General features: G+C 65.7%; 21 protein-coding genes. 13 read left to right on the forward strand and 8 right to left on the reverse strand.

The window, feature by feature from the left end; translation table 11 throughout:
- Positions 1-52: 52 nt before the first annotated feature.
- From ABDB87_RS19810 to ABDB87_RS19825, 4 genes are all read right to left on the reverse strand, one after another.
- Positions 53-1,717 carry a hypothetical protein gene (locus ABDB87_RS19810; protein WP_345930339.1) on the reverse strand — a complete coding sequence of 555 codons (1,665 nt, stop codon included), beginning with the start codon at positions 1,715-1,717 and terminating at the stop codon, positions 53-55.
- Between the two features lie 26 nt (positions 1,718-1,743).
- Complete coding sequence (locus ABDB87_RS19815) at positions 1,744-2,106, reverse strand: hypothetical protein (RefSeq protein WP_345930341.1); 363 nt, start codon at positions 2,104-2,106, stop codon at positions 1,744-1,746.
- Positions 2,107-2,237: 131 nt separating this feature from the next.
- Complete coding sequence (locus tag ABDB87_RS19820) at positions 2,238-3,545, reverse strand: tryptophan--tRNA ligase (protein WP_345930342.1); 1,308 nt, start codon at positions 3,543-3,545, stop codon at positions 2,238-2,240.
- Positions 3,546-3,617: 72 nt separating this feature from the next.
- Positions 3,618-4,481: an EamA family transporter gene (locus tag ABDB87_RS19825; RefSeq protein ID WP_345930343.1), complete on the reverse strand. Its 864-nt coding sequence runs from the start codon at positions 4,479-4,481 to the stop codon at positions 3,618-3,620.
- Between the two features lie 200 nt (positions 4,482-4,681).
- Here ABDB87_RS19825 and ABDB87_RS19830 point away from each other — a divergent pair, with 200 nt between their 5' ends.
- The 8 genes from ABDB87_RS19830 to ABDB87_RS19865 all read left to right on the forward strand — a co-directional run bounded on the left by ABDB87_RS19830 (position 4,682) and on the right by ABDB87_RS19865 (position 11,020).
- Positions 4,682-5,083, forward strand: coding sequence for a DoxX family protein (locus ABDB87_RS19830; RefSeq protein WP_345930345.1), 402 nt, complete (start codon positions 4,682-4,684; stop codon positions 5,081-5,083).
- 196 nt (positions 5,084-5,279) lie between these two features.
- Positions 5,280-5,888 (forward strand): hypothetical protein, encoded by a 609-nt coding sequence (locus ABDB87_RS19835; RefSeq protein ID WP_345930347.1) that lies wholly within the window; start codon positions 5,280-5,282, stop codon positions 5,886-5,888.
- 71 nt (positions 5,889-5,959) lie between these two features.
- Positions 5,960-7,195 carry a glycoside hydrolase family 5 protein gene (locus ABDB87_RS19840; protein ID WP_345930349.1) on the forward strand — a complete coding sequence of 412 codons (1,236 nt, stop codon included), beginning with the start codon at positions 5,960-5,962 and terminating at the stop codon, positions 7,193-7,195.
- Between the two features lie 202 nt (positions 7,196-7,397).
- Complete coding sequence (locus tag ABDB87_RS19845) at positions 7,398-7,715, forward strand: hypothetical protein (protein ID WP_345930351.1); 318 nt, start codon at positions 7,398-7,400, stop codon at positions 7,713-7,715.
- 142 nt (positions 7,716-7,857) lie between these two features.
- A complete protein-coding gene (locus ABDB87_RS19850; protein ID WP_345930353.1) occupies positions 7,858-8,649 on the forward strand; it encodes an SPFH domain-containing protein in 792 nt (263 codons plus the stop codon).
- Between the two features lie 83 nt (positions 8,650-8,732).
- Complete coding sequence (locus tag ABDB87_RS19855; protein ID WP_345930355.1) at positions 8,733-9,035, forward strand: hypothetical protein; 303 nt, start codon at positions 8,733-8,735, stop codon at positions 9,033-9,035.
- On the forward strand, positions 8,956-9,729 hold the full coding sequence (locus tag ABDB87_RS19860) for an amidohydrolase family protein (RefSeq protein WP_385918754.1): 774 nt from the start codon (positions 8,956-8,958) through the stop codon (positions 9,727-9,729). The genes ABDB87_RS19855 and ABDB87_RS19860 overlap by 80 nt, the downstream gene beginning before the upstream one ends.
- Before the next feature lie 148 nt (positions 9,730-9,877).
- Positions 9,878-11,020, forward strand: a complete 1,143-nt coding sequence (locus ABDB87_RS19865) for a metallophosphoesterase (protein ID WP_345930357.1) — start codon at positions 9,878-9,880, stop codon at positions 11,018-11,020.
- Positions 11,021-11,204: 184 nt separating this feature from the next.
- Here the strand turns inward: ABDB87_RS19865 and ABDB87_RS19870 are convergent, their stop codons facing one another.
- Both ABDB87_RS19870 and ABDB87_RS19875 read right to left on the reverse strand, forming a co-directional pair.
- Positions 11,205-11,963: an NINE protein gene (locus tag ABDB87_RS19870; protein WP_345930359.1), complete on the reverse strand. Its 759-nt coding sequence runs from the start codon at positions 11,961-11,963 to the stop codon at positions 11,205-11,207.
- Between the two features lie 233 nt (positions 11,964-12,196).
- Positions 12,197-12,622 carry an organic hydroperoxide resistance protein gene (locus ABDB87_RS19875; protein WP_345930361.1) on the reverse strand — a complete coding sequence of 142 codons (426 nt, stop codon included), beginning with the start codon at positions 12,620-12,622 and terminating at the stop codon, positions 12,197-12,199.
- A 129-nt stretch (positions 12,623-12,751) separates the two neighbouring features.
- Between ABDB87_RS19875 and ABDB87_RS19880 the strand changes: the two genes are divergently transcribed.
- Both ABDB87_RS19880 and ABDB87_RS19885 read left to right on the forward strand, forming a co-directional pair.
- Complete coding sequence (locus ABDB87_RS19880) at positions 12,752-13,588, forward strand: AraC family transcriptional regulator (RefSeq protein ID WP_345930363.1); 837 nt, start codon at positions 12,752-12,754, stop codon at positions 13,586-13,588.
- Positions 13,561-13,974 carry a LysR substrate-binding domain-containing protein gene (locus ABDB87_RS19885; RefSeq protein ID WP_345930364.1) on the forward strand — a complete coding sequence of 138 codons (414 nt, stop codon included), beginning with the start codon at positions 13,561-13,563 and terminating at the stop codon, positions 13,972-13,974. Before ABDB87_RS19880 ends, ABDB87_RS19885 begins: the two co-directional genes overlap by 28 nt.
- 43 nt (positions 13,975-14,017) lie before the next feature.
- Here the strand turns inward: ABDB87_RS19885 and ABDB87_RS19890 are convergent, their stop codons facing one another.
- The gene (locus ABDB87_RS19890) at positions 14,018-14,788 is read right to left on the reverse strand and encodes a PhzF family phenazine biosynthesis protein (RefSeq protein ID WP_345930366.1); all 771 of its coding nucleotides are present in this window, start codon (positions 14,786-14,788) and stop codon (positions 14,018-14,020) included.
- A gap of 218 nt (positions 14,789-15,006) precedes the next feature.
- Here ABDB87_RS19890 and ABDB87_RS19895 point away from each other — a divergent pair, with 218 nt between their 5' ends.
- From ABDB87_RS19895 to ABDB87_RS19905, 3 genes are all read left to right on the forward strand, one after another.
- Positions 15,007-16,587 (forward strand): choice-of-anchor Q domain-containing protein, encoded by a 1,581-nt coding sequence (locus ABDB87_RS19895; RefSeq protein WP_345930368.1) that lies wholly within the window; start codon positions 15,007-15,009, stop codon positions 16,585-16,587.
- Positions 16,588-16,853: 266 nt separating this feature from the next.
- Positions 16,854-18,911, forward strand: coding sequence for an SPFH domain-containing protein (locus ABDB87_RS19900; RefSeq protein ID WP_345930370.1), 2,058 nt, complete (start codon positions 16,854-16,856; stop codon positions 18,909-18,911).
- A 541-nt stretch (positions 18,912-19,452) separates the two neighbouring features.
- The gene (locus ABDB87_RS19905) at positions 19,453-20,166 is read left to right on the forward strand and encodes a YebC/PmpR family DNA-binding transcriptional regulator (protein WP_345930372.1); all 714 of its coding nucleotides are present in this window, start codon (positions 19,453-19,455) and stop codon (positions 20,164-20,166) included.
- 150 nt (positions 20,167-20,316) lie between these two features.
- On the opposite strand, the gene ABDB87_RS19910 is transcribed toward ABDB87_RS19905, so the two are convergent.
- Positions 20,317-20,811, reverse strand: a complete 495-nt coding sequence (locus ABDB87_RS19910) for an REP-associated tyrosine transposase (protein ID WP_345930374.1) — start codon at positions 20,809-20,811, stop codon at positions 20,317-20,319.
- Positions 20,812-21,168: the final 357 nt, after the last annotated feature.

Here is a 21,168-nt window from a genome sequence, read left to right on the forward strand (position 1 = left end):
CAACAAAAAAGCCCGCATCGCTGCGGGCTTTTTCATGCTTGCCGGAGCCTGATCAGTAACCGGTCGTGGTGCCGAGACCCGAAGGCAGCAGGCCCTTGATCTGCTCAGGCGTGTAGGCCGCCTCAGAGGTCCAGATGACCCAGTCGAAGTCGCCCCGGCCTGCGCCGGAGGTGTCTTCCTCCCCGATGCGCAGATAGTTCTGGCCGACGGCGGTCGCCTGCAGCAGGCTGGTGAAGTTCTGCGAGATTACCGGTACCGGATTCGCATCGAGATACACCTCGACCTTGCCGCTGGTGGCGCTGGTGAAGCTCAGGCTGATCTGGAAGACATGCCAGGCGGTTGCGTCGATGTCCTGGCCATAGACATTCTGATCACTGCTTGCAGACTGATCGATCTGGCTCAGGTAGAAACCGTGGCTATCGTTGTCAGGCAGCATGCGCAGATGCACGCGCGGGCCGGATTCACCTGCTTTCGAGAAGGCGGAATCGATCACCAGTCCCTTGACTCCCGCCAGGCCGTTGCCACGCATGCGCGCGAGGATCGTGGCCTTCTTCGGATAGCCTCCGGTGCTGAACGCGTCATCGATCTGGAAGTAGGTCTGAGAGGTAAGCGGCGCCGTCGTGGTATCCACGCTCAGCAGGCCGCTGCCCACCGAGGCATAGCTCGCGTCGCAACCTGCGCTTGCGCACAGCTTGAACTGGGTGCTGCTCTGGCCGGCGCGGCTGATCGAGCCGGTGGCCGTCGGCAGCAGGTCGCCGGTATAGGCGCTCCAGCCCATATAGCCCGCCACTGCCCCCACTGCTGCAGGCAGCTTGCCGGCAAGTTGGGCAGGCGTATAGGCCGCGTCGGAGGTCCACACCACCCAGTCGAAGTCGCCCTTGGCATGTTCGCTGGTGCTTTCCTCGCCGATGCGCAGGTAGTTCTGACCGATGGCGGTTGCCTGGCGGAAGTCGGTGAGGGTCTTGTCGATGATCGGCGTGGAGCTTCCGTCCATATAGACGCGGACCGTACCGGTCTTCGCGCTGGTGAAGGTCACGCTGACCTGATAGACGTGCCAGGCCGTGGCATCGATGTTGCCCGCGTAGACGTTGTTGTCGCCGGTGGCGGACTGGTCGATCTGGCTCAGGTAGAAACCATTGGAATCATTGTCCGGCAGCAGGGACATCTGGACGCGCGGCCCCGACTCGCCCGGTTGCGAGAAGGCCATGTCCAGCGTCAGGCCCTTGAGGTTGGCAACAGCATTGCCACGCATGCGGGTCAGCACCGTGGCGGTCTTCGGATAGCCTGCCGTGCTGAAGGCATTGTCATACTGGAAATAGCTCTGCTCGGCCGGCGTGCTTTCTGACTGGGTATCCACGCTCAGAATGCCGTTGGCAACCGAGGCATAGGCCGCGTTGCAGCCCGTGGAGGCGCAGAGCTTGAAGCTGCTCGTCGTGCCGTCACCGAGGGAGATCGCGGCCGCGGCCGTCGGCAGGGTATCCGCGGTGTAGCTTGCCCAGCCTGCGGGCACCGGCTTCACGCTGCTCGATGATGACGAGGCGCTGCTCGCCAGCGAAGACGAGGAGCTGGACGAAGACGCGAGGCTCGATGAACTGCCTGCACTGGCAGCCGGCGCGCTGTCGCCGCCTCCTCCACCCCCACCACCCCCACACGCGGCCAGCCCCCAGGCCAGCAGACAAGCCGATACGAGTTTCAGCCCTGTTCCTGCTCCTTGCATACATCCCCCTGCAGATTGCGTTGTTTTTACAAAAGGAGAGGAATCTTAGTAGCGCCGGATATGCCTTTGAATAGATCTCGAACAAGCGTTGCGCAAAAAACATTCATTTCCGATTTCCGTTTGACATTTCCGGCTCCGACTGACTTGCAATGCCTTTGACATGATGCGCGCAAGCAGGAAAAAGTCCGCGCGAGGCGGGCTGTTCCGGACGCGGGGACATGCGGCGCAGCCGACACGCTGTGCGAACCGATGTTGGCGTTGCGGATGATCATCTTGCCGACCGGGCTGGAGAGCGAGCGCTGCGGCCAGTGAGGTGCGCAGTACACCGTGTTGGTGATGCTGCCGCTGCTGGTGAAACTGCCCCCATTGAAGAGGAAGCCATAGCTCACGCTGCTCTCGGTGCAGGGGGCGGCAATCGCCCCGCTGCTCCCGGGCCGATCGAGCACCAGGCGCGGCTGGCGAAGCTGAAAGCAGACAGCCCGCAGGCGCGGGCTGTCTGGAAGGCCGGAATGCGGGCGGCTTACTCCGCGGGCTGGGCCAATGCAGCGAGCGCGTCGGCCACCTCTTCGCGACTCACGCCTTCACCGAAACTGGCCGGTACGCTCTCCAGCGCAGCCGCCCCTTCGTTCTTCAGGCGGCCCACCCACTGACCGGCGTCACGACCGCTGGCAAAGCCTTCGCTCTGCAGCAGCAGACGACCATCGGCTGCATTGAGCTTGAAGAAGAAACGCCCGTCGGCTTCGCGGTATTGCTTGAACACCGGCAGCTGCACGGTGGCAGCTTCTGCCTTCTTTTCCACCGCGACCGGAATCGCGTTGAAGCGGCGCAGGCCGACTGCTTCGCGCAGCTCGGCGAGGAAAGGGGCCGCGACGGCGCGGGCCTTGGCCGCACCTTCCTGCAGAACTTCCTCGATCTTCTCGGGGCGGGCAATCAGCGCTTCGTACTGCTCGCGCATCGGCGCCAGATCGCGTTCGAGCACCGCCAGGAAGCGCTGCTTCGCATCCCCCCAGCCGAGACCGCCACGCAGCTCGGCACGGAAGGCTTCGCGCTCGGCCACCGGCGCAAACGCGTCGAACAGCGTCACGAGGTGGCTGCTGTCCGGGTCCTTCGGCTCGCCGGGCAGCTTCGAGTCGGTCACGATGCGAGCGACCGCAGCTTTCAATGCCTTGGCGCCGCCTTCGAACAGCGGAATGGTGTTGTCATAGCTCTTGGACATCTTGCGGCCATCCAGCCCCGGCAGCGTGGCGACAGACTCTTCCACCGCGGCTTCCGGCAGCACGAAAAGCTCGCGGCCGGCACCGAAGAGGTGGTTGAAGCGCTGGGCCACGTCACGCGCCATCTCGATGTGCTGCACCTGGTCACGGCCCACCGGCACCTTGTGCGCCTTGAACATCAGGATGTCCGCCGCCATCAGCACCGGATAGCTGAACAGCCCCATGGTCACGCCGGCATCCGTTTCCTCGCCTGCGGCTTCGTTCGCGTCAGTGGCGGCCTTGTAGGCATGCGCACGGTTCATCAGGCCCTTGCTGGTCACGCAGGTCAGCAGCCAGGTGAGCTCGGGAATCTCGGGAATATCGCTCTGGCGGTAGAAGGTCACGCGCGAAGTGTCGAGCCCGGCGGCGAGCCAGGTGGCGGCGATTTCGAGGCGCGAGCGCTGGATGCGGGCCGGGTCGTCGCACTTGATCAGCGCGTGGTAGTCGGCCAGGAAGAAGAAGCTCTCGGCGCCGGGCTGGCGGCTCGCTTCGATGGCGGGTCGGATCGCGCCGGCGTAGTTGCCGAGGTGGGGAGTACCGGTCGTGGTGATGCCGGTGAGGACGCGCAGGGTCATGTTCGTATCCGGTTCAGTCGTGAAAGGCCGTGACGGCGTGACAAGCCTTCAAGTGTACGGTGCTTGGCCGCCTCATGCACGCGGGGCGAGCGCGATCATCGCAATCGCCAGGATTGCCAGCGCAACGGCGGCCCGGTTCACGCGACTGAGCTTTTCGCCGAAGCCGAAGGCACCGACCAGGGTGCCGAGCACGACCACGCCGATATTCATGCTGGCGAAGATCACCGCCGGCTGGCCGGGCAGTGCGCGGTGCGCCATCACATAGAAAAGGATGTTGCAGAAATTCACCGCGCCCAGCAGCAGGCCCGCCGCCAGATGGCGGAGGCTGAAGCGGGTCTCGCCCCGGCGCAGGCGCCACAGTTGCCAGGCCAGCATGCCGAGGAAGGCCAGCATGAAACAGACCTGCAGCGAGGCAGCAAAGGGGGTGCCGGCGGCCGCGATGTGCTTGAGCATCACGTCCACCACCGCGAAACCCGCCCACACCGTGAGCAGGAGGGGCAGCGCACCTGCCCCGCCGGCCGCGGTCGGCTCGGGTCGCAGCAGGATGCCCACGACGGCCAGCAGGCCCAGTGCAATGCCGGCGAGTTTCAGCGTGCTGGCCGACTCGCCGAAGAAAGCGAAGGCGGCAATCAGCGAAAGCAGCAGCGAGAGGCGCTGTGCGATGTCGGTGCGCACGATACCGGCGATGCGCACGCTGCTGGCGAGCACCAGGAACAGCGAGGGCAGCACCAGCGCGAGACCCAGCAGCGAGACCCAGGGCGCGCCCGGCTGCTGCAGCGGCGCCAGCGAAGGCTGGAGCAGCAACGCACAGAGTGCGGCGGCGGCCAGGTAATTCCAGGTCACCGCCTGGGCAATATCGATTTCGTGGCGGCGGGCGATCTTGAGCAGGACGGAAACCAGCACGCTGCAGCTGGCGGCAAGCAGAACGTAAAACATCAGGAAGAAACCGTGGCGTAAGGTCCGCCATTGTGCCGCAGGGACCGGCGCGGCAGCCACCTGGCACGACAGCTTCTGTGGCGGCTGATTTCGTCCGCCTGTCGGCAGGCCTGCCCGGGCCCTGCGGCGCTCGCCCGTAAACTGCTTCCGATCGGGAGGCGCCCCCTGCTTTCCGGCTTTCTCAGGGATGTTTCAAGAACATGGATTCGAATGACAACGGGAAACTCGTTCTGCGCCTGATGCTGGGTGGCATGTTGCTGCTGCATGGCGCGGCCAAGCTCTTCGGCGGTGTGGATTTCATCGTGCCGGCGCTGCAGGCGCGCGGTCTGCCCGGTGCCCTGGCCCATCTGGTGTACGTAGGCGAAGTGATCGCGCCGCTTGCCATCGTGTTCGGCGTCTTCACCCGTCTGGCAGCCGGCATCGTGGTCATCAACATGTTGTTCGCGGTCTGGCTGATGCATATGGAGCAGCTGGGCGAGATCACTCAAAATGGCGGTTGGGCGCTCGAACTGCAGGCTTTCTACCTCTTCTCGGCGATCGCGATCGCGATTTTCGGCGCAGGTCGTTTCAGCCTGGGCGGCCCTACCGGGCGCTATAACTGAGCGTTCGCCGGCCCTTCCGCGGGCGAGCAGGCCTCTTCGCCGCATCGCGAAAAGGCCACTGGCACGGAACCCGCTCCGATCCACACTGTCGGAATGGTTTTCCGCCCGGGCCACAAGCCTGGTGCGCCGGCCGGCGCATGATCCCTGCGCCGGCATCCGGCCCGGTCGCGACCGGGCCCCGCAGGAAAGCCAGACCATGTCACACACCCTTTTCATCTTCGCCGCCCTGCTCGCCAGCGGCGCGGCCCAGGCCAGCCTGCCCGGGATGGCCCTGCACTGCAACGGCGTCCGGGTTGAGAGCCAGGGCGGCGGCCGAGTACTGATCGAAGGCCAAGCCGTCCGCCTGAAAAAATTCAACGAGCACTACTTCGAAGCCCGCAGCGAAACCGAGCGCCTCACCGTCTCGTTCCGCCGTGACGCCGGGGGCAACTGGCAGGCCGGCTACAGCGACCGTCACCGCATCAGCGGCAACTGCCTCTCGCTCGCTCAGTCCGTGCGCGCTGCCGGACTGCCGCCTCACAAGCAAGCGGCCAAGCGCGCCTGCCTGACGGCCACCGCCCGCAAGACTGGCGCCAGCCCGGGCTCGCTGATCGTGCGGCAGCTGACTCAGGACGATGAGGGCCTGAAGATCCAGATCGTGCGCGAGCGGGAACCACTGACTTGGCTGTGCCGGGTGGACGCCAGCGGCCGCGTCGTCATGGTGCGCGGCACGACGGGCAGCTCCTCCATCAGGCCTGGTGCACGCCCCGATCGGCCGGAAACCGAGCCGCTCAGGCCGGCGCTTGTCAGAAAAATTCCTGCATGAGTCCGTAAATACTTGTTGGCGCCTGCTGCCCGCGTTCTGATCGCCGCCATGCATGACGAATGGAGCGGCACATGGCGGTACACAAGCTGAAGCAACTGGTCGCGGCGCTGGCCGTGGTGTCCCTGACGGCCTGCGGTGGCGGGGGCGGAGGTGGCGGAACCAGCAGCGAGGGCAGCACGACGGGAAGCGGCTCCAGCACGTCCAGCCTGGCCAGCAGCCAAGCGAGCGCCAGCGCGTCAAGCCGCAGCAGCACGAGCTCGACGGGCAGCAGCGCCAGCAGTCGAAGCAGCGCCGCCTCCTCAGGCAGCGTCGCCTCGAGCAGCAGTGCGGCCGCATCCTCGACGACCTCAGGCGGCAGCACCAGCGGCCTCGCCTACAAGGGCGTGAGCCTGGCGGTTGCCGAGTTCGGCGCCGACACCTGGGGCGGCGGCACCCTGCCCGGCAGCTATGGCAGCACCTACACCTATCCGACGAATCAGGAAGTGGACTACTTCGTCGCCAAGGGCATGAACACCCTGCGCCTGCCCTTCCGCTGGGAACGCCTGCAGCGCACGCTGGGCGGCGCCTTCGACACCGCCGAGCTGGGCTACATCGACAGCTTCGTGAGCTACGCCACCACCAAGGGCGCGTATGTGGTACTGGACCCGCACAACTACGCCCGCTACTACAGCAACACCATCGGCTCCGCCAGCGTGAGCCAGGCCCAGTTCGCCGATCTGTGGTCACGCCTGGCGAGCCATTACAAGGGCAACAGCCGGGTGATCTTCGCGCTGATGAACGAGCCGCATGACATGGACAGCACGGTCTGGCTCAACGCGGCAAACGCCGCCATCGCCGCCATCCGCGCCGCGGGCGCCGGCAACCTGATCCTGGTACCCGGCAACAGCTGGACCGGCGCGCACAGCTGGGTCAGCAGCGGCAACGGCTCGACCATGCTGGGCATCACCGACAGCGGCAACAACTACGCCTTCGAGGTCCACCAGTATCTGGACGGCGACAGCTCGGGCAACAGCGCCAGCTGCGTCAGCAGCACGATCGGCGCGGAGCGGCTGGCCGCCTTCACCGCCTGGCTCAAGAGCAACGGCAAGCGCGGCTTCCTCGGTGAATTCGCCGGCGGCAACGACAGCACCTGCCAGAGCGCAGTGACCGGCATGCTGGATCACCTGAAAACCAACAGCTCGGTCTGGATCGGCTGGACCTGGTGGGCCGCCGGGCCGTGGTGGGGGGATTACATCTTCACCCTGGAGCCGACCAACAGCTTCAGCACCGACCGCGCCCAGATGAGCTGGCTCACGCCCTGGCTCTGAGCTGCGCAGCGCCTGCCCCCGGCACCGGCAGGCGCGCGTTGGGCCGGGCTCAAGGCCCGGGCATCGTTGCAAACAGCTGTTTTGAAAGACTTTTCCAGAACAGCCTCGAGCGTGACGGAATTCGCGCATGTAGGAATCTCTCCTACACCTGAACTGCCCGAACAGGTAGATTGATGCTGAACAACGCGTCACCGAGTCCGCCATGATCCCCGCCATTCCCGCCCAGATTTCCTCCAGCACCGGCCTGTTTGCACTGCAGGCGCCGGTCGCCACGCAAGCCACGCTGGCCAGCTCGCTCGACACCGCGATGGACTCCATGGCGCAGGGCCTGCTGCTGGGCGCGATGCTGGCGCCGGAGAAGAAGGACGACAATGCCGACCGCATGGCGCTGGGCGAGCTGCTGATGTTCGGTAGCGCCCTCAGCGGCGCGCTGGACATCAGCCGCCAGCTCAACGACCTCTTCGCCGGCATCACCGCGCTCAGCGGCATCAGCGCGATCGGCGCCGCCCAGGGCGCCTGAGCGGCCGTCCAGACGGCGGCCACCGTGCCGCCACGCTCCGGGGCAAGGCTGCATCCCCATGCCGGCAGCATTGATGGTTATCATCGCCGGCGAGCCGTCTGCCACGACAGATCCGGCCATCCAACGCTACCCGGAGATCTCCATGAAACATGCCATCCTCAGCCTGGCCGCGCTCGCGCTGCTGGGCGCCTGCACACGCATCGAAACCGGCGAGGTCGGCCTGCGCATCGACGCGAGCAAGCAGGTCCAGGGCGCCGAACTGCAGCCCGGCTCCTGGAACCAGACCCTCATCGGCAGCGTGCTGACCTTCCCGGTGCGCGACATCAAGATCGACATCAACGACAAGACGCCGATGACGGCCGACAACTCGGCGCTGGCCGACATGGATGTCACCGTGGTCTATGGCCTGAATCCTTCCAGCGTGTCGGATCTGTGGACCCGGCAATCACGCTCCTTCCACGCCTACGAGAATGGCGACTGGTTCCTGATGAGCAACTACATGGGCACCATCGCCGGCAACGCCGTCTACAAGAGCGTGCGCGAATTCAAGGCGCTGGAGGTCAATGACAAGCGCGCCGTGATCGAGGAACGGGTCAAGCAGTACATCAACGACACGCTGCATGCCGAGAAGCTCGACACCTCGCTGGCCGTCACCCTGGTACAGGTGCGCAACATCAAGCCGGCGCAATCGATCATCGACAGCGCCAACGCCGTGGTGCGGGCGGAAAACGAGCTGCGCGAGAAGGAAGCCCAGGTGCAGATCGCCAAGAAGGAAGCCGAGCGCATGGCCGCGCTGGCCAACAACTCCGACAAGTCGATCGCCTACATGAACGCGCAGGCCAACCTGATGATTGCCGAGGGCATCCGCAACGGCAAGGTGAATGCCATCATCGTGCCGGCTGATTTCAAGGGCATGGTGAACATCAGCAAGTAAGGCGGGGCAGATCGGGACTTGCCCCGAACGGCAGGGCGCCGCCAGCATGGCATGATGAGCTACCCATCCCAGAGGAGCCCGCCATGCCCTGCCGGACCGCCCTGCCCTGCCTGCTGCTTGCCCTGCTGAGTACCGCGGCCTCCGCCGAATGCGACGAGCCCAAGGGCCAGTATCGCGGCAAGCTGTTCGACGCCATGGCCCAGATCGAAGGCGGCATGGCCGGCCGGGTCGAAGAGGCCATCAACAAGGCGGGCGTGCAACGCATCGCCCTCTTCGGCCGTGAAAAGCTCGGCCGGCGAACGCGACGTGATGGCCCTGGCCGCCCGCCTGCCGGAGCGCGTCATTCCCGGCGCGCCCAAGTTCTTTGCCGATTCGTCGGCCTATGAATCCGACATCCTGCGCAAGCTCGGCCAATACCTCACGCCCGAACGCAAACGCGCGTTCGTCGGCGAGCTGCTGATCGTGCATGGCGACAAGTCCCACGGTTCGAGTACCGCCGCGGGCGAGCGCACGATGGACACCACCGCACCGGCCTTCACCGACCTGCTGCGGAACGCGAACGCGCTGCAGATGCCGTTCATGCTTCACTGGGAAGTCTATGACTGGTCCCGTGACTGGCCGCGCATGAGCGCCCTCTACGCGCAGTGGCCGCAACTCGTCTTCATCTGGCCGCATGCCGGTTTCGGCAGCGCGGCGCAGGTTCGCGAAGTCATCGAGAAGCATTCCAACGTCATGGTGACGCTCTCCAAGACGGAACAGGGTCAGGACGCGCTCAGCGCGGAGAAATCCGAACAGATCGGGCCACCGCTCATCGATGCCTGCGGCCGCATCGACGCCGAATGGAATCGCCTGCTGCTCGATCATCCTGAGCGCTTCCTGTTCGCCACCGACGCCCACAAGGACTTCCGCTGGAACCGCTATGAACGGATCGTTCACCGCTGGCGCAACATCCTCAAGCAGTTGCCGGGGCCGATTGCACGCCAGATTGCCCACGGCAATGCGATGCGCGTGTATCACCTGAAGCCCGACGCCAACGAGGCGCCGGAAGCCGCTGCCTCCGGCGCGGAAGGCGAGCGCTGAAGGCCGGCTTCGGCAGCTGCAAGGCCTTGCACCGCAGCCCGCCGGCAGTGCCGGTCACGGATCTGTCAGAGTACGGGTGCATACTCCCTTTCCGGGCATGAAGGCCGCGCTTCACTTCCGCGCCCGCGGCCACTTCGGGGAACACGCCATGCACCTTGCCGTCTCTTCGCGTCAGCTTGCCGGTCTGGTGACGCTGCTGCTCTGCCTCGCCACCGCGCCGACACACGCCGAGAAATTCACCATCGCGGTGATCTCCGACACGCAGAACTACACCGATGTAGCCCGTGCGCAACCGCGCGGCATCGATGTGTTCATGGGCCAGATGCGCTATCTCGTCGACAGCCGGACCGAGAAGAACCTGGTCTTCGTGACCCATGTGGGAGACGTCGTGCAGCATGGCGATGGCCGCTTCCGCACCGGGCCGAAAGACCAGCCGACCGACTGGAACACCCGTGCCGAATGGATGCTGGCGAACCGGGCCATCAGCATCCTGAGCGAAGCCGGCCTGCCCTTCGGCCTGTCGCCGGGCAATCACGATTACGACAACTACGCCTGGCCGGCCGAGGTCGGCCCCTCTCGTCCGCTCACCGGTGGCAAGGCGTGGAATGCCTGGTTCGGCCCGAATTCCAGTCACTTCGCCGGCAAGCGCTGGTATGGCGGCGCCTCGCCCGACGGACTCAGCAGCTACCAGCAGTTCAGCGCGGGCGGCAAACGCTTCCTGCATCTCTCGCTTGAAATGGAAGCCTCGCCGGCGGTGCTCGACTGGGCGCAGGGCGTGATCAACCGTCATCGCGGCCAGCCGACCATCGTGACCACGCATGAATGGCTGGATCCGAACTTCACCGGCGCCACCACCCGCTCGAACGACAACAAGGCCTACTTCGAAGGCGCGGCCAATCTGCCACCGGATCAGGTGTGGGAGCGCTTCATCCGCCGCAATGACCAGATCTTCCTGGTGCTTGCCGGCCATGACTGGACGCCGACGAATGAGGGCCGCTCGAATGGCGAGAACCTGCGCATCGATCAGAACGACGCGGGTCACCCGGTCTATCAGACCGTGCAGGACTACCAGGGCAACACCATCGGCCCCGATGGCACGCCGGGTTCGGACAACGGCGGTGCGGGCTGGATGCGCTTCATCGAGTTCGACACCAGGGCGAAAACGATGCACTTCTACACCTACTCCTCACTGCTCGGAAAACATGCCGGCCGCAATGGCGAAGCCACCTTCGGCGCCACGCCGCAGCATTCCGACTTCGTGCTCGACTTCCCGCCGCAACTCATGCGCTGAACGAAGCACGCGGCCGCTTACCCTGCATGAAGCGAGGGGGCGGCCGCGTCGATTCCTGAAGTGCCTCAGCGGATGCGTGGCCCAGTCGGGCCATGAAGCCTGTCACACAACCGTGCCCGGATGGCGGCAGCTGCGGCTCGGACGCTGCGTGAGAGCGCCCGGCCTGCGAGCGGAACGACGGCTTTCAGCCGCCGTTGCGGCACTGCTGCGGACGACTGGCCTGTCTGACCGTTCCCCCCGAGCAATCCCAGCGCAGGTTGCCGCCTTCGATGCGCGGCACCAGCTCCAGCGTCTGATCGCTCAGCGAACCGTTGCCGGACAGGAAGCGCACCCTGAGCACGCCGGAGGGCTCGAGCGTCACGGTTGCGATCTTGCCGATGTACTCGACATTGTCGAGCATCACTTCGCCGGGTTCGCGCGGCAGGCGGCCGCTGCGGATGATGAAGTCCTGCACCTGGCCGCGCATCGTCTCGCTGCCCGCCAGCGCCTGCGCCACCTTGGCGCGGCCGGTGTAATCGGCATAGGCCGGAATCGCGATCGCGGCCAGGATGCCGACCATCGCGATGAAGGCAAAACCGGCCACCACGGCTACGATCACGGCGCTGCCGCCACCGGATTCATATTTCTCGTTGAGCGACTCTTCGCTGGTGAAGGCGTAGATGATGAATTCGATGAAGGCGATCAGGCCGGGAATCCCGGTCCAGCAGAAGAGCAGATAGAGCAGCCCCCACCAGTGCTTGCGCAGATAGAACTTGTGCGCGCCCAGGCCACCGAGGAAGAAGGTCAGGATCAGCAGGCCGGCCTTGCTCACATGGCGCCGCTGGCGAACGCCGCACTTCGGGCAGATTTCCGCCTTCCGGTTGATCAGCTCGCCGCATTCGCCGCAAGCTTTGGTATTGCCTTCAAGCGCCGCTTTCGGCGGCGCATACGCGTTGTCGGTCATGATTCCTCCCGTTCCTGTCCTGTCCGGATCATTTTCATTGAGCACAAAAGCATAGCGCACAAATGCCGGGGGCATTCCCGGTCGATCCGCAGGAAACGGCAGAACACATGAAGGCAGTCAGCCGGTCTGCAACAGATGCGCGCGCAGCGCACACTGCTGGTACCTGGCCAGGCGGTGTGCGCCGCGTGAGACCTCCGCCCGCCTCGGCAGCGGGCGGCTGCCGCATCACCTGATCAGGCGAGCACGAGCGTCACATCAATGTTGCCGCGGGTGGCGTTGGAATACGGGCAGACGATGTGAGCCTTGTCGACCAGCGCCTGCGCCTGCTCGCGCGGCACGCCCGGCAGGCTGATGGTCAGCTCGGCCTGAATGCCGAAGCCCGTCGGGATCGGACCGATACCGACCTTGCCGGTGATCTGCGCGTCCGCCGGAATGCTCACCTTCTCCTGCGCCGCCACGAACTTCAGCGCGCCAAGGAAGCAGGCCGAGTAGCCCGCGGCGAAGAGCTGCTCCGGGTTGGTGCCCGGGCCGCCGGCACCGCCCAGGTCGCGCGGCGTGGAGAGCTGAACATCCAGCGCCTTGTCGGACGAGATGGCGCGGCCTTCACGGCCTCCGGTGGCAGTGGCTTCAGCGGTGTAGAGAACCTTTTCGAGTGACATGGCAAGACTCCTTGTGAGGGTTTCGGCGGCGGGCGCCGCGCGATGGAGTCACTTTGCCGCAAAGTCAGGTACGATCAGCTACAAATAATCCTGAACACTTGATCATTCGTATCAAACCGAAAGCCCGCCATGGCCGATCGACTTGCCGCCCTGCTCGAACACTTCGCCGTCACCGCCCATGTCTTTCATACAGGCACGCTCTGCGGCATCCATGATCTTCCCGGCGAGGGTCAGGGCGGCAGCGGTCAGCTCCACCTCGTGCGGCGTGGGCCGCTTGAAGTGCGGCATGGCGGCGCTACCGCGGCGCGGATCGAGGTGCCCAGCCTGCTGCTTTATCCGCGGCCCTTCGCACACCGCTTCATCTGCGACGCCGATCAGGGGGCCGATCTCGCCTGCGCCGATCTGGGTTTTGCCGGGGGCGCGGCCAATCCGCTCGCAGCGGCCCTGCCGCCCTTCATCTGTCTGCCTCTTGATCAGCTGCCCGGCGCCAGCGGCGTACTCGAACTCCTCTTTGCCGAAGCCTTCGCCCAGCATTGTGGTCGCGTCGCCATGCTCAACTGCCTGTTCGAAGTCGTGCTCATCCAGACCCTGCGCGCCCTGATGGAATCCGGCCAGGCCGAGCTCGGCATGCTCGCCGGCCTGAGCGATCCGCGCCTGCGCCTGGCCATCGTCGCCATGCACGAGCAGCCCGCGCGGGACTGGAGTCTGGAACAGCTCGCCGATGCCGCCGGCATGTCGCGCAGCGTCTTCGCCAACAGCTTCCGCCAGCGCGTCGGCACCACCCCCGCAGCCTATCTTCAGCGCTGGCGGGTGAGCCTCGCACAACGCTCGCTGCAACAGGGCCTGCCGCTCAAGCGCGTGGCCATCGAGGTGGGTTACGGCAGTGAAGCCGCGCTCTCGCGCGCATTCAAGACTTGCGTGGGTCTGTCGCCCCGTGAGTGGAGCAAAACCCTGTCATCCGCCTGATCGGCAAGCGCCCGCTGCGATCCGAGGACCTGCTGCAGCGCCCCACCACCGCCAGCCTGGATCGCGACTCCAGCCGGCCCTGGCCCTGGCTGTTTGCCGGCGGCGTGCAGCTCGCCATGCCACACCCTGCCTTCATTGCCGACGACGCAGAAGCCGAGCGGCTGGCCGCGGTGGAAGGCCTGGGCTTCGGGCAGTTCCCGGGCTTTTCGATTGCCGCCGATCTTGCCGCCGGCCGCCTGCAACGCGTGCTCACCGACTGCGAACCCGATCCCTGGCCGCTTTACCTCTACCGCCCGCAGCGCGGCCCGGTCCCCGCCCGCATCCGTGCGCTTTTCGACCACCTCCAGCACGCGCTCACCACGCTTCCGACCGCGCCCGCAACCTGAGCCCTCGCAGGCCAGACGGCCTCAGCGCAACCGCCAGCGCCATTCAATTGTCATGCGCCGCCGCGGCACGGCCACACAGGCCGACCCGGTCACCGTCCCATTCGCAACGCAGCTCGCCACCCCGCTCGGAGAGCTGCTGCGCCTGCAGCGTGGTCTTGCCCAGGCGCGCGCCCCAGAACGGCGTCAGCACGCAATGCGCCGAGCCGGTCACCGGATCTTCAGGCACGCCCATGCGTGGCGCGAAATAGCGGCTGACGAAATCTGCCGTGCGGCCAGGCGCGGTCACGATCACCGCGCGCCGCGGCAAGGCCTGCAGGGCGGCCATGTCCGGCCGCAGCGCACGGATCTGTGCTTCGTCAGCGAAGACGGCGAGATACACGTCCGTCTCCAGCACTTCGAGTGGCGTGGCGCCCAGTGCCGCCGCCAGTGCAGGCGGGGTGGCAATCGCCTGCGCGAAGCGCGCGGGAAAATCGAGACGGTACTCGTCCTGCCCGAGACGTGACACGCCCAGTTCGCCACTGAGCGTCATGAAGCTCACGCCGGGCGCTGAACAGCCAAGCAGGGTGTAGAGCACGTGAGCAGTTGCCAGCGTTGCGTGCCCGCACAGCCTCACCTCGGCGGTCGGCGTGAACCAGCGCAGCCGGTAACCGGCGGCCTCACGCACGAGGAAGGCCGTTTCGGAGAGCGCGTTGTCCCGCGCGGTGGCCTGCAGCCAGGTATCGTCCGGCCAGTCCTGCAGCACGCAGACCGCGGCCGGATTGCCGCGAAAGCCTTTGCCGGTAAAAGCGTTGATGACGAACTGTCGGGAGAGCATGAATCGCCTTGCAGGGCAGGCGCCAGACCGTGCGCGGCGCATCGCGTGAGGCCACCGATCCTACAGGTATCCGGGCCGACCCGCAGCGCATCCCGGTGCGGCCCCTGGCAGCCCCGCCCGTCAGGCCTGGCGTGTTTTACGGCAGCCCCCGGTTTGGCGCCGGCGGATTTGCTGTTGTCATACCCGGACCGCCCGAACCATGCATGCAGAGGTGCCTCATGTCCCACCACGCCACGCCTGGCAGCACACGCCTTGCCGCGCTGCTGCTCATCTCGCTTTGCGCATGCGGAGGCGGTGGTGGCGGAGGCAGCGCCTCTTCCGGCGGGCAGGCGTCTGCAGCCTCGTCGAGCAGTTCCGCGGCAAGCAGCGCCACGAAATCGAGCAGCAGCTCCAGCGTGGCGTCGGTCTCCGCCACCTGCGAGGTACCGACCGCATGGACCCTGCCGACGACCCGGGTAACGGTGGGTCAGGGCACGGCTGCGAGCTGCACCGAGGCCGCGCTCAGAAGCGCGGCGCAGAGCGGCGGCAGCATCACTTTTTCCTGCGGTTCGTCACCCGTCACGATCCCGGTCAGCAGCGAGATCCGCTTCCCGAATGCGACCGTCATCGACGGTGCAGGCCTGATCACGCTTGACGGAGGCAGCAAGAACCGCATTCTGGTGTCCGCCAACAACCGCTCGCTGTCAGTGCGCAACATGCGCCTGATCAATGGAGCCGCCGGCAAAACGATGGAAGGCGCGGGCATCGGCGGAGCCGTTTCCGGTGAATACATGAACCGGATCGAGGTCATCAACAGCCGCTTCGAAAACAACACGGCCGGCCGCGGCGGTGGTGCCGTGGGCGTGGGCACGGCCAGCACGCTGGTCATTGTCGGCAGCACGTTTACCGGCAACAGCGCCTGGTACGGCGGCGCGGTCTACAGCCTGCTCTCGCCCCTGAGCATCGTGAATTCCGTCTTCAGCGGAAACTTCACCACGACCGACGGAAGCCTTGGCGATGGCGGCGCCATCGGCACGGACGGCGCCTCGACAAGCCCCGATGACAGCGTCGGCGGCGACGTCTACATCTGCGGCACGCAGATCACCGGCAATCAGGGATACGGCAACGGTGGCGGCGCCTATCTGTGGGTGTACCCGCCCGACCGGATCATCATCGACCGGACGACGGTCTCGGCCAACCGTGCCTCGACCAACGGCCGGAACAACAACGGCCTGGGCGGCGCGATGCGGGTGAGCAATGGCGAGATCATCATCCGGCGCTCGAGCTTCCTGTCGAACACCAGCGACGGCAATGGCGGCGGGCTTTATCTGGACTGTGCCCCGAGCTGCACGCTGAACAACGACACCTTTCACGGCAACATCGCGAAGAGCTATGGCGGTGCCATCTTCGGAGACGGGCACAGCAGCAACAACGTCACGTTTGCGGCGAACCAGGCCGGCGGGCATGGCGGCGCGATCTTCGGCAGCGGTTTCAGCGTGAGCAACTCGGTCTTTCTCGATAACGCCGCCGGCAATCCCTGGGGACAAGCCATGTCCTGCAGCAGCACCGGGACCGGCGCGAACGTCGTTCAATGGCTGAGCGCGAAGAACAACGGCGGCAGCGACACCTGCGTGCCCGCCCCCACCGCCGCCGCCCCCGCGCTGTCGGCCCCCGCCGACAACGGAGGCCCCACCTGGACCATGCTGCCCGCCAGGGACAGCCCCCTGCTCAATGCCGGCTCCGGCTGCACCACGGAAGATCAGCGGGGCAACTCTCGCGACACCGCACGCTGCGATCTGGGGTCGGTCGAAATCAACTGAAGCCGCGCGAAGCCGGCAGGCGCCATCGTGCGCCTCCGGCAGCATCAGCCGCCCGCGCTCATCGGCGGCGGTTTGTCGCGCGCCCGTTCCTCCGTCTCCGGGCAGTGTTGCGAAAAAGCCGTCCGCCCTCAGGAAAGCACGTGATCCAGGACACTGCGCGGGCCTGCAGCGGGTATTCCGTTGTCCTGCACCCGTAGAATGGGCCGGGCGTCTGCAAAGCGGACGCTGCCCCGGGCCCGAGCGGCCCGATCACTGCCGGAGGTCATGTGGAATTCGTCTTGCTGGAACACATCAATGCGGTCATTGCCGTGGCGGTCATCCTGATCCTGCTGATCGGCTACAAGTGGGTGCTGTGGTTGTTCGGCGTCATCATCGTGCCGGACGACTCGCTGGGCGTGGTCACCAAGAAGTTCGTGCTCTTCGGCGCCAGAAAGAGCCTGCCGGACGGACGCATCATCGCCCTCGATGGCGAGGCCGGATACCAGGCCGACACGCTGCCACCCGGTCTGCATATCGCGCTGTGGCCCTGGCAGTACACGGTGGACCTGGTGAAATTCTTCACCGTGCCGCCAGACAAGATCGGCGTGGTCGAAGCCTGTGACGGCGAGCCCCTGCCCTCGGGGCGCATCATCGCTCAGCAGATCGCCTGCGACAGCTACCAGGATGCGCGCGCCTTCCTGCAGAGCGGCGGCATGCGCGGCCCGCAGATGGCGGTGGTGCCCCCCGGCACCTACCGGATCAATCCGCTGCTGTTCACCGTCACGCTGGACGGCGCGCTGACGATTCCGCCCGGCAAGGTCGGCGTGGTCGAGGCACTGGACGGCAAGCAACTGCCCTCGGGGCGCATCATCGCGCGCCAGGTCGAATGCAATTCCTTCCAGGACGGCCACGCCTTCCTCGAAGGCGGCGGCGAGCGCGGCCCGCAGATGGGCGTGATCACCCCCGGCACCTACCGCATCAACCCGCGCCTGTTCGAGGTGCAGCTGGCCGAAGTGCTGGATATTCCGCAGAACAAGGTCGGCATCGTCACCACCAAGGAAGGCGAGCCGCTCGCTGCCGGAGAGATTGCCGGCCCGGCGGTGGAAGGCCACAACATGTTCCAGAACCCGCAGGCCTTCGTTACCAACGGCGGCCGCAAGGGTCTGCAGGAGCAGGTGCTGCTGGCCGGGCGCTACTTCATCAACCCGCGCTTCGCCACGGTCGAAGTCGTCGACATGGTCGAGGTGCCGATCGCGCATGTGGGCGTGGTGATCGCCTTCGTCGGCAAGGAAGGGCGCGACGTCACCGGGGAATCCTTCCGTCATGGCAACCTCGTCTCGCGCGGCGAGAAGGGCGTGTGGGTCGAGCCGCTGGATCCGGGCAAGTACCCGATCAATCCCTACACCCACAAGGTCACCAATGTACCGACCGCCAACGTGGTGCTGAACTGGGCGACCGGCAAGACCGAAGCGCACAACCTCGACGCCAACCTGTCGACGATCTCGGTGCGCTCGGCCGACGGCTTCAAGTTCAACCTCGATGTTTCGCAGATCATCCACATTCCGCGCAACGATGCACCCAAGGTCATCGCCCGCTTCGGCAGCATGTCGGCACTCGTCACCCAGGTGCTGGAGCCCACCATCGGCAACTACTTCCGCAATGCCGCGCAGAGCTCCGACGTGATCGACTTCCTCAAGCACCGCTCGAACCGGCAGGACGAGGCGCGCCAGTCCATCGCCACGGCGCTCAAGGAATACAACGTCGGCGCGGTCGACACCCTGATCGGTGACATCGTGCCGCCGGAAGACCTGATGAAGACGCTGACCGACCGCAAGATCGCCGAGCAGGAACGCGTGACCTACGACACCCAGCGCCAGGCGCAGGACGTGAAACAGCAGCTCGAACAGGCCACCGCGCTGGCCGCCACGCAGGCCCGCGTGGTGGATGCCGAGCGCCAGGTCACGATTGCCGAGTTCAATGCACGCGCCACCGTGAAATCGGCCGAAGGTTCGGCCTCGGCCAAGAAGATCAATGCCGAAGCCGATGCCAATGTCCTGCGCACGGTGGGCGAGGCCGAAGCCGCCAAGACCCAGGCCGTGGGTGGCGCCGAAGCCGAGGTCATCAAGCTCAAGATCGCTTCGATGGAGTCCGGCAACTACGCGATGGTGCAGGTCGCCGAGGCGCTGGCCAAAGCCGGCGTCAAGCTGGTGCCGGACATCGTCGCCGGCGGTGGCTCGGGCGCCGGCGGCACGCTGGTCGATGTGCTGCTGGGCAACCTGATCCGCGACGGCATGAAAGACGCGCAGAAGAACTCCGGCAATCCGGGCCCGGCCATCACGAACTGAGCCGGTCTTCCTGCCAGGCGGGGCAGCAAGCGCACCGCGCTTGCGCTCCGGCCGCGCACAACACAAGGGGTCGCCATCGCGGCCCGTTTCAATTCGCCTTGCCGTGACAAGGGCACTTGCGAGATACGCAGCCGAAGACCGCAGGGCGGCGCGCAGACTCCGCCATGTTGATCAAGACAGGCGGGAGCGTTTCACTCCCACTCCGACCTTGCCGCATGCGATCACAAACGTAGCCCGGATGCAGCAAAGCGGAATCCGGGACTTGGTCGCAGAAATAAGCCCAAGCCCCGGATTCCGGCAACGCCTTCATCCGCGCTACTTGCTCCGCGACATTGATCAACGCATGCCGTGAGATTTCAATCCACCCTGCGACCTCGCCGCACGCAATAAAGTGCTGCGCATGAGCCCTGACCGCAGCCTCGCAGTAAGATCAGGCCCAAACGCGCTGTGCCTCGCTCTCGGAGCAGCCTGCCGGCACAGGCAGGCGAGGCGCGGTTCTCCAGCCACCCCGCATTCATCATCCATTCAAGGAAACAGCCTCATGGGCGCACAGTGGAAAGCCAAACATAAAGACATCGCCGCCAATGCCAAAGGCAAGATCTTCGGCAAGCTGGTCAAGGAAATCCTCGTCGCCGCCCGCGGTGGCGCCGACCCGACGATGAACTCGCGCCTGCGCCTGGCCGTCGAGCAGGCCAGGAAGGCCTCCATGCCCAAGGACACGCTGGAGCGCGCCATCAAGCGCGGCGCCGGCCTCACCGACGAGCCGGTCAGCTTCGAGCACGTCATCTACGAAGGCTTCGCCCCGCATCAGGTCGCCGTGATGGTGGAATGCCTCACCGACAACGTGCGCCGCACCGCGCCGGAAATGCGCGTGCTGTTCCGCAAGGGTCAGCTCGGCACCTCCGGCTCCGTCGCCTGGGATTTCGATCACCTCGGCATGATCGAAGCCGCCCCGCTCACCCCCGGAGCTGACCCCGAAGAGGCCGCCATCGAAGCCGGCGCGCAGGATCTGGAGCCCGGTGAAGAGGAAGGCACGACGCTCTTCTACACCGCCCCCACCGAACTCGATCTGGTCAGCAAGGCCCTCGGCGCGCACGGTTTCAACGTGCTCTCCGCCAAGCTCGGCTACAAGCCCAAGAACCCGGTCAGCGCCGCCAGCCTCAGCGCCGAAGCGCTGGAAGAAGTCGAAGCCTTCCTCGCCGCCATCGACGAACATGACGACGTGCAGAACGTGTATGCAGCACTGACGGACTGAGCTGCGCTCACCCATGCAAACGGCGCCGAGGCGCCGTTTGCATATGACATCGATTTTCGCAGGGCGGGCTCGGTGAGCCCACGCGTTCATGCCCAGGCTCGGAGCACAGGTGAACAACACCACATGGGCTCACCGAGCCCCCTGCAGTTCTCATTCTTCCCCGAATACTCCGGGTGACGAATCGCCCGCCCAATCCGGCGCGCAGAACCCAACCGCCAAATGGCGGTGAAACGAGGACCACGGCCAATCGACTACGCGCTCCACATGCCCATGCTTGACCGGGTTGAAATGGATGTCATCCAGGCAGCGTGCGAAATCCGTCTCATCGCGTAGCGTGTGTTCCAAACAACGCCGCTGCCGCAGCGTGCTTTCCCGGCGCTTGGCCTTGGAGGCACTCCTCCACGCCTCAAGGTGCAGGCGCTCGCCCAATGCCATCGAAACGCGCCGCTTGATCAAGGACCAGCGCGTAGAAAAATCGCTATCGCCGGGCTGCAGCGTCCAGATGCAATGCAGGTGATCCGGCATCAGCACCCAGGCTTCAATCGTGAACGGATGCTTTTCGCGCGTGCGGGTAATGGCCTCACGCAGCGCCGCGCTCCAGCTCGCCAGCGTCACCGGGGATGTGAGCTCGGGCGACACCTTCACGCTGCGGGTCAGCGTCTCAGGCTGAGGGCGGGTGGGCGCAAAGCGCCCGCGCAGACAGCACAAAGGGGCCGATGGTCCCTTTGTCGTTTCAGATATCCGACCACATTTCGCGCCGGCCATCGCCCGGCGTAGGTCGGAAAAGCCGCAGGCGCCTTCCGACACCTGGCGACACAAGCAGTAAGGATCGCTTCAAGACGCATAAGACGTCGGAAGGCGCTTCGTTTTTCCGACCTACGACTCGGGCACGCATTCCGGGTTACGGCCTTGAGCATCCTGCGCACCCGAGTTCGACAGTTCGTCGCGTAAGTTGTTGATTCGTATATGAGCGAATCTCAAACGTGCCCCTACAAGAAAGTG

It is taken from the genome of Uliginosibacterium paludis (genome assembly GCF_039631355.1).
GTDB lineage: Bacteria > Pseudomonadota > Gammaproteobacteria > Burkholderiales > Rhodocyclaceae > Uliginosibacterium > Uliginosibacterium paludis.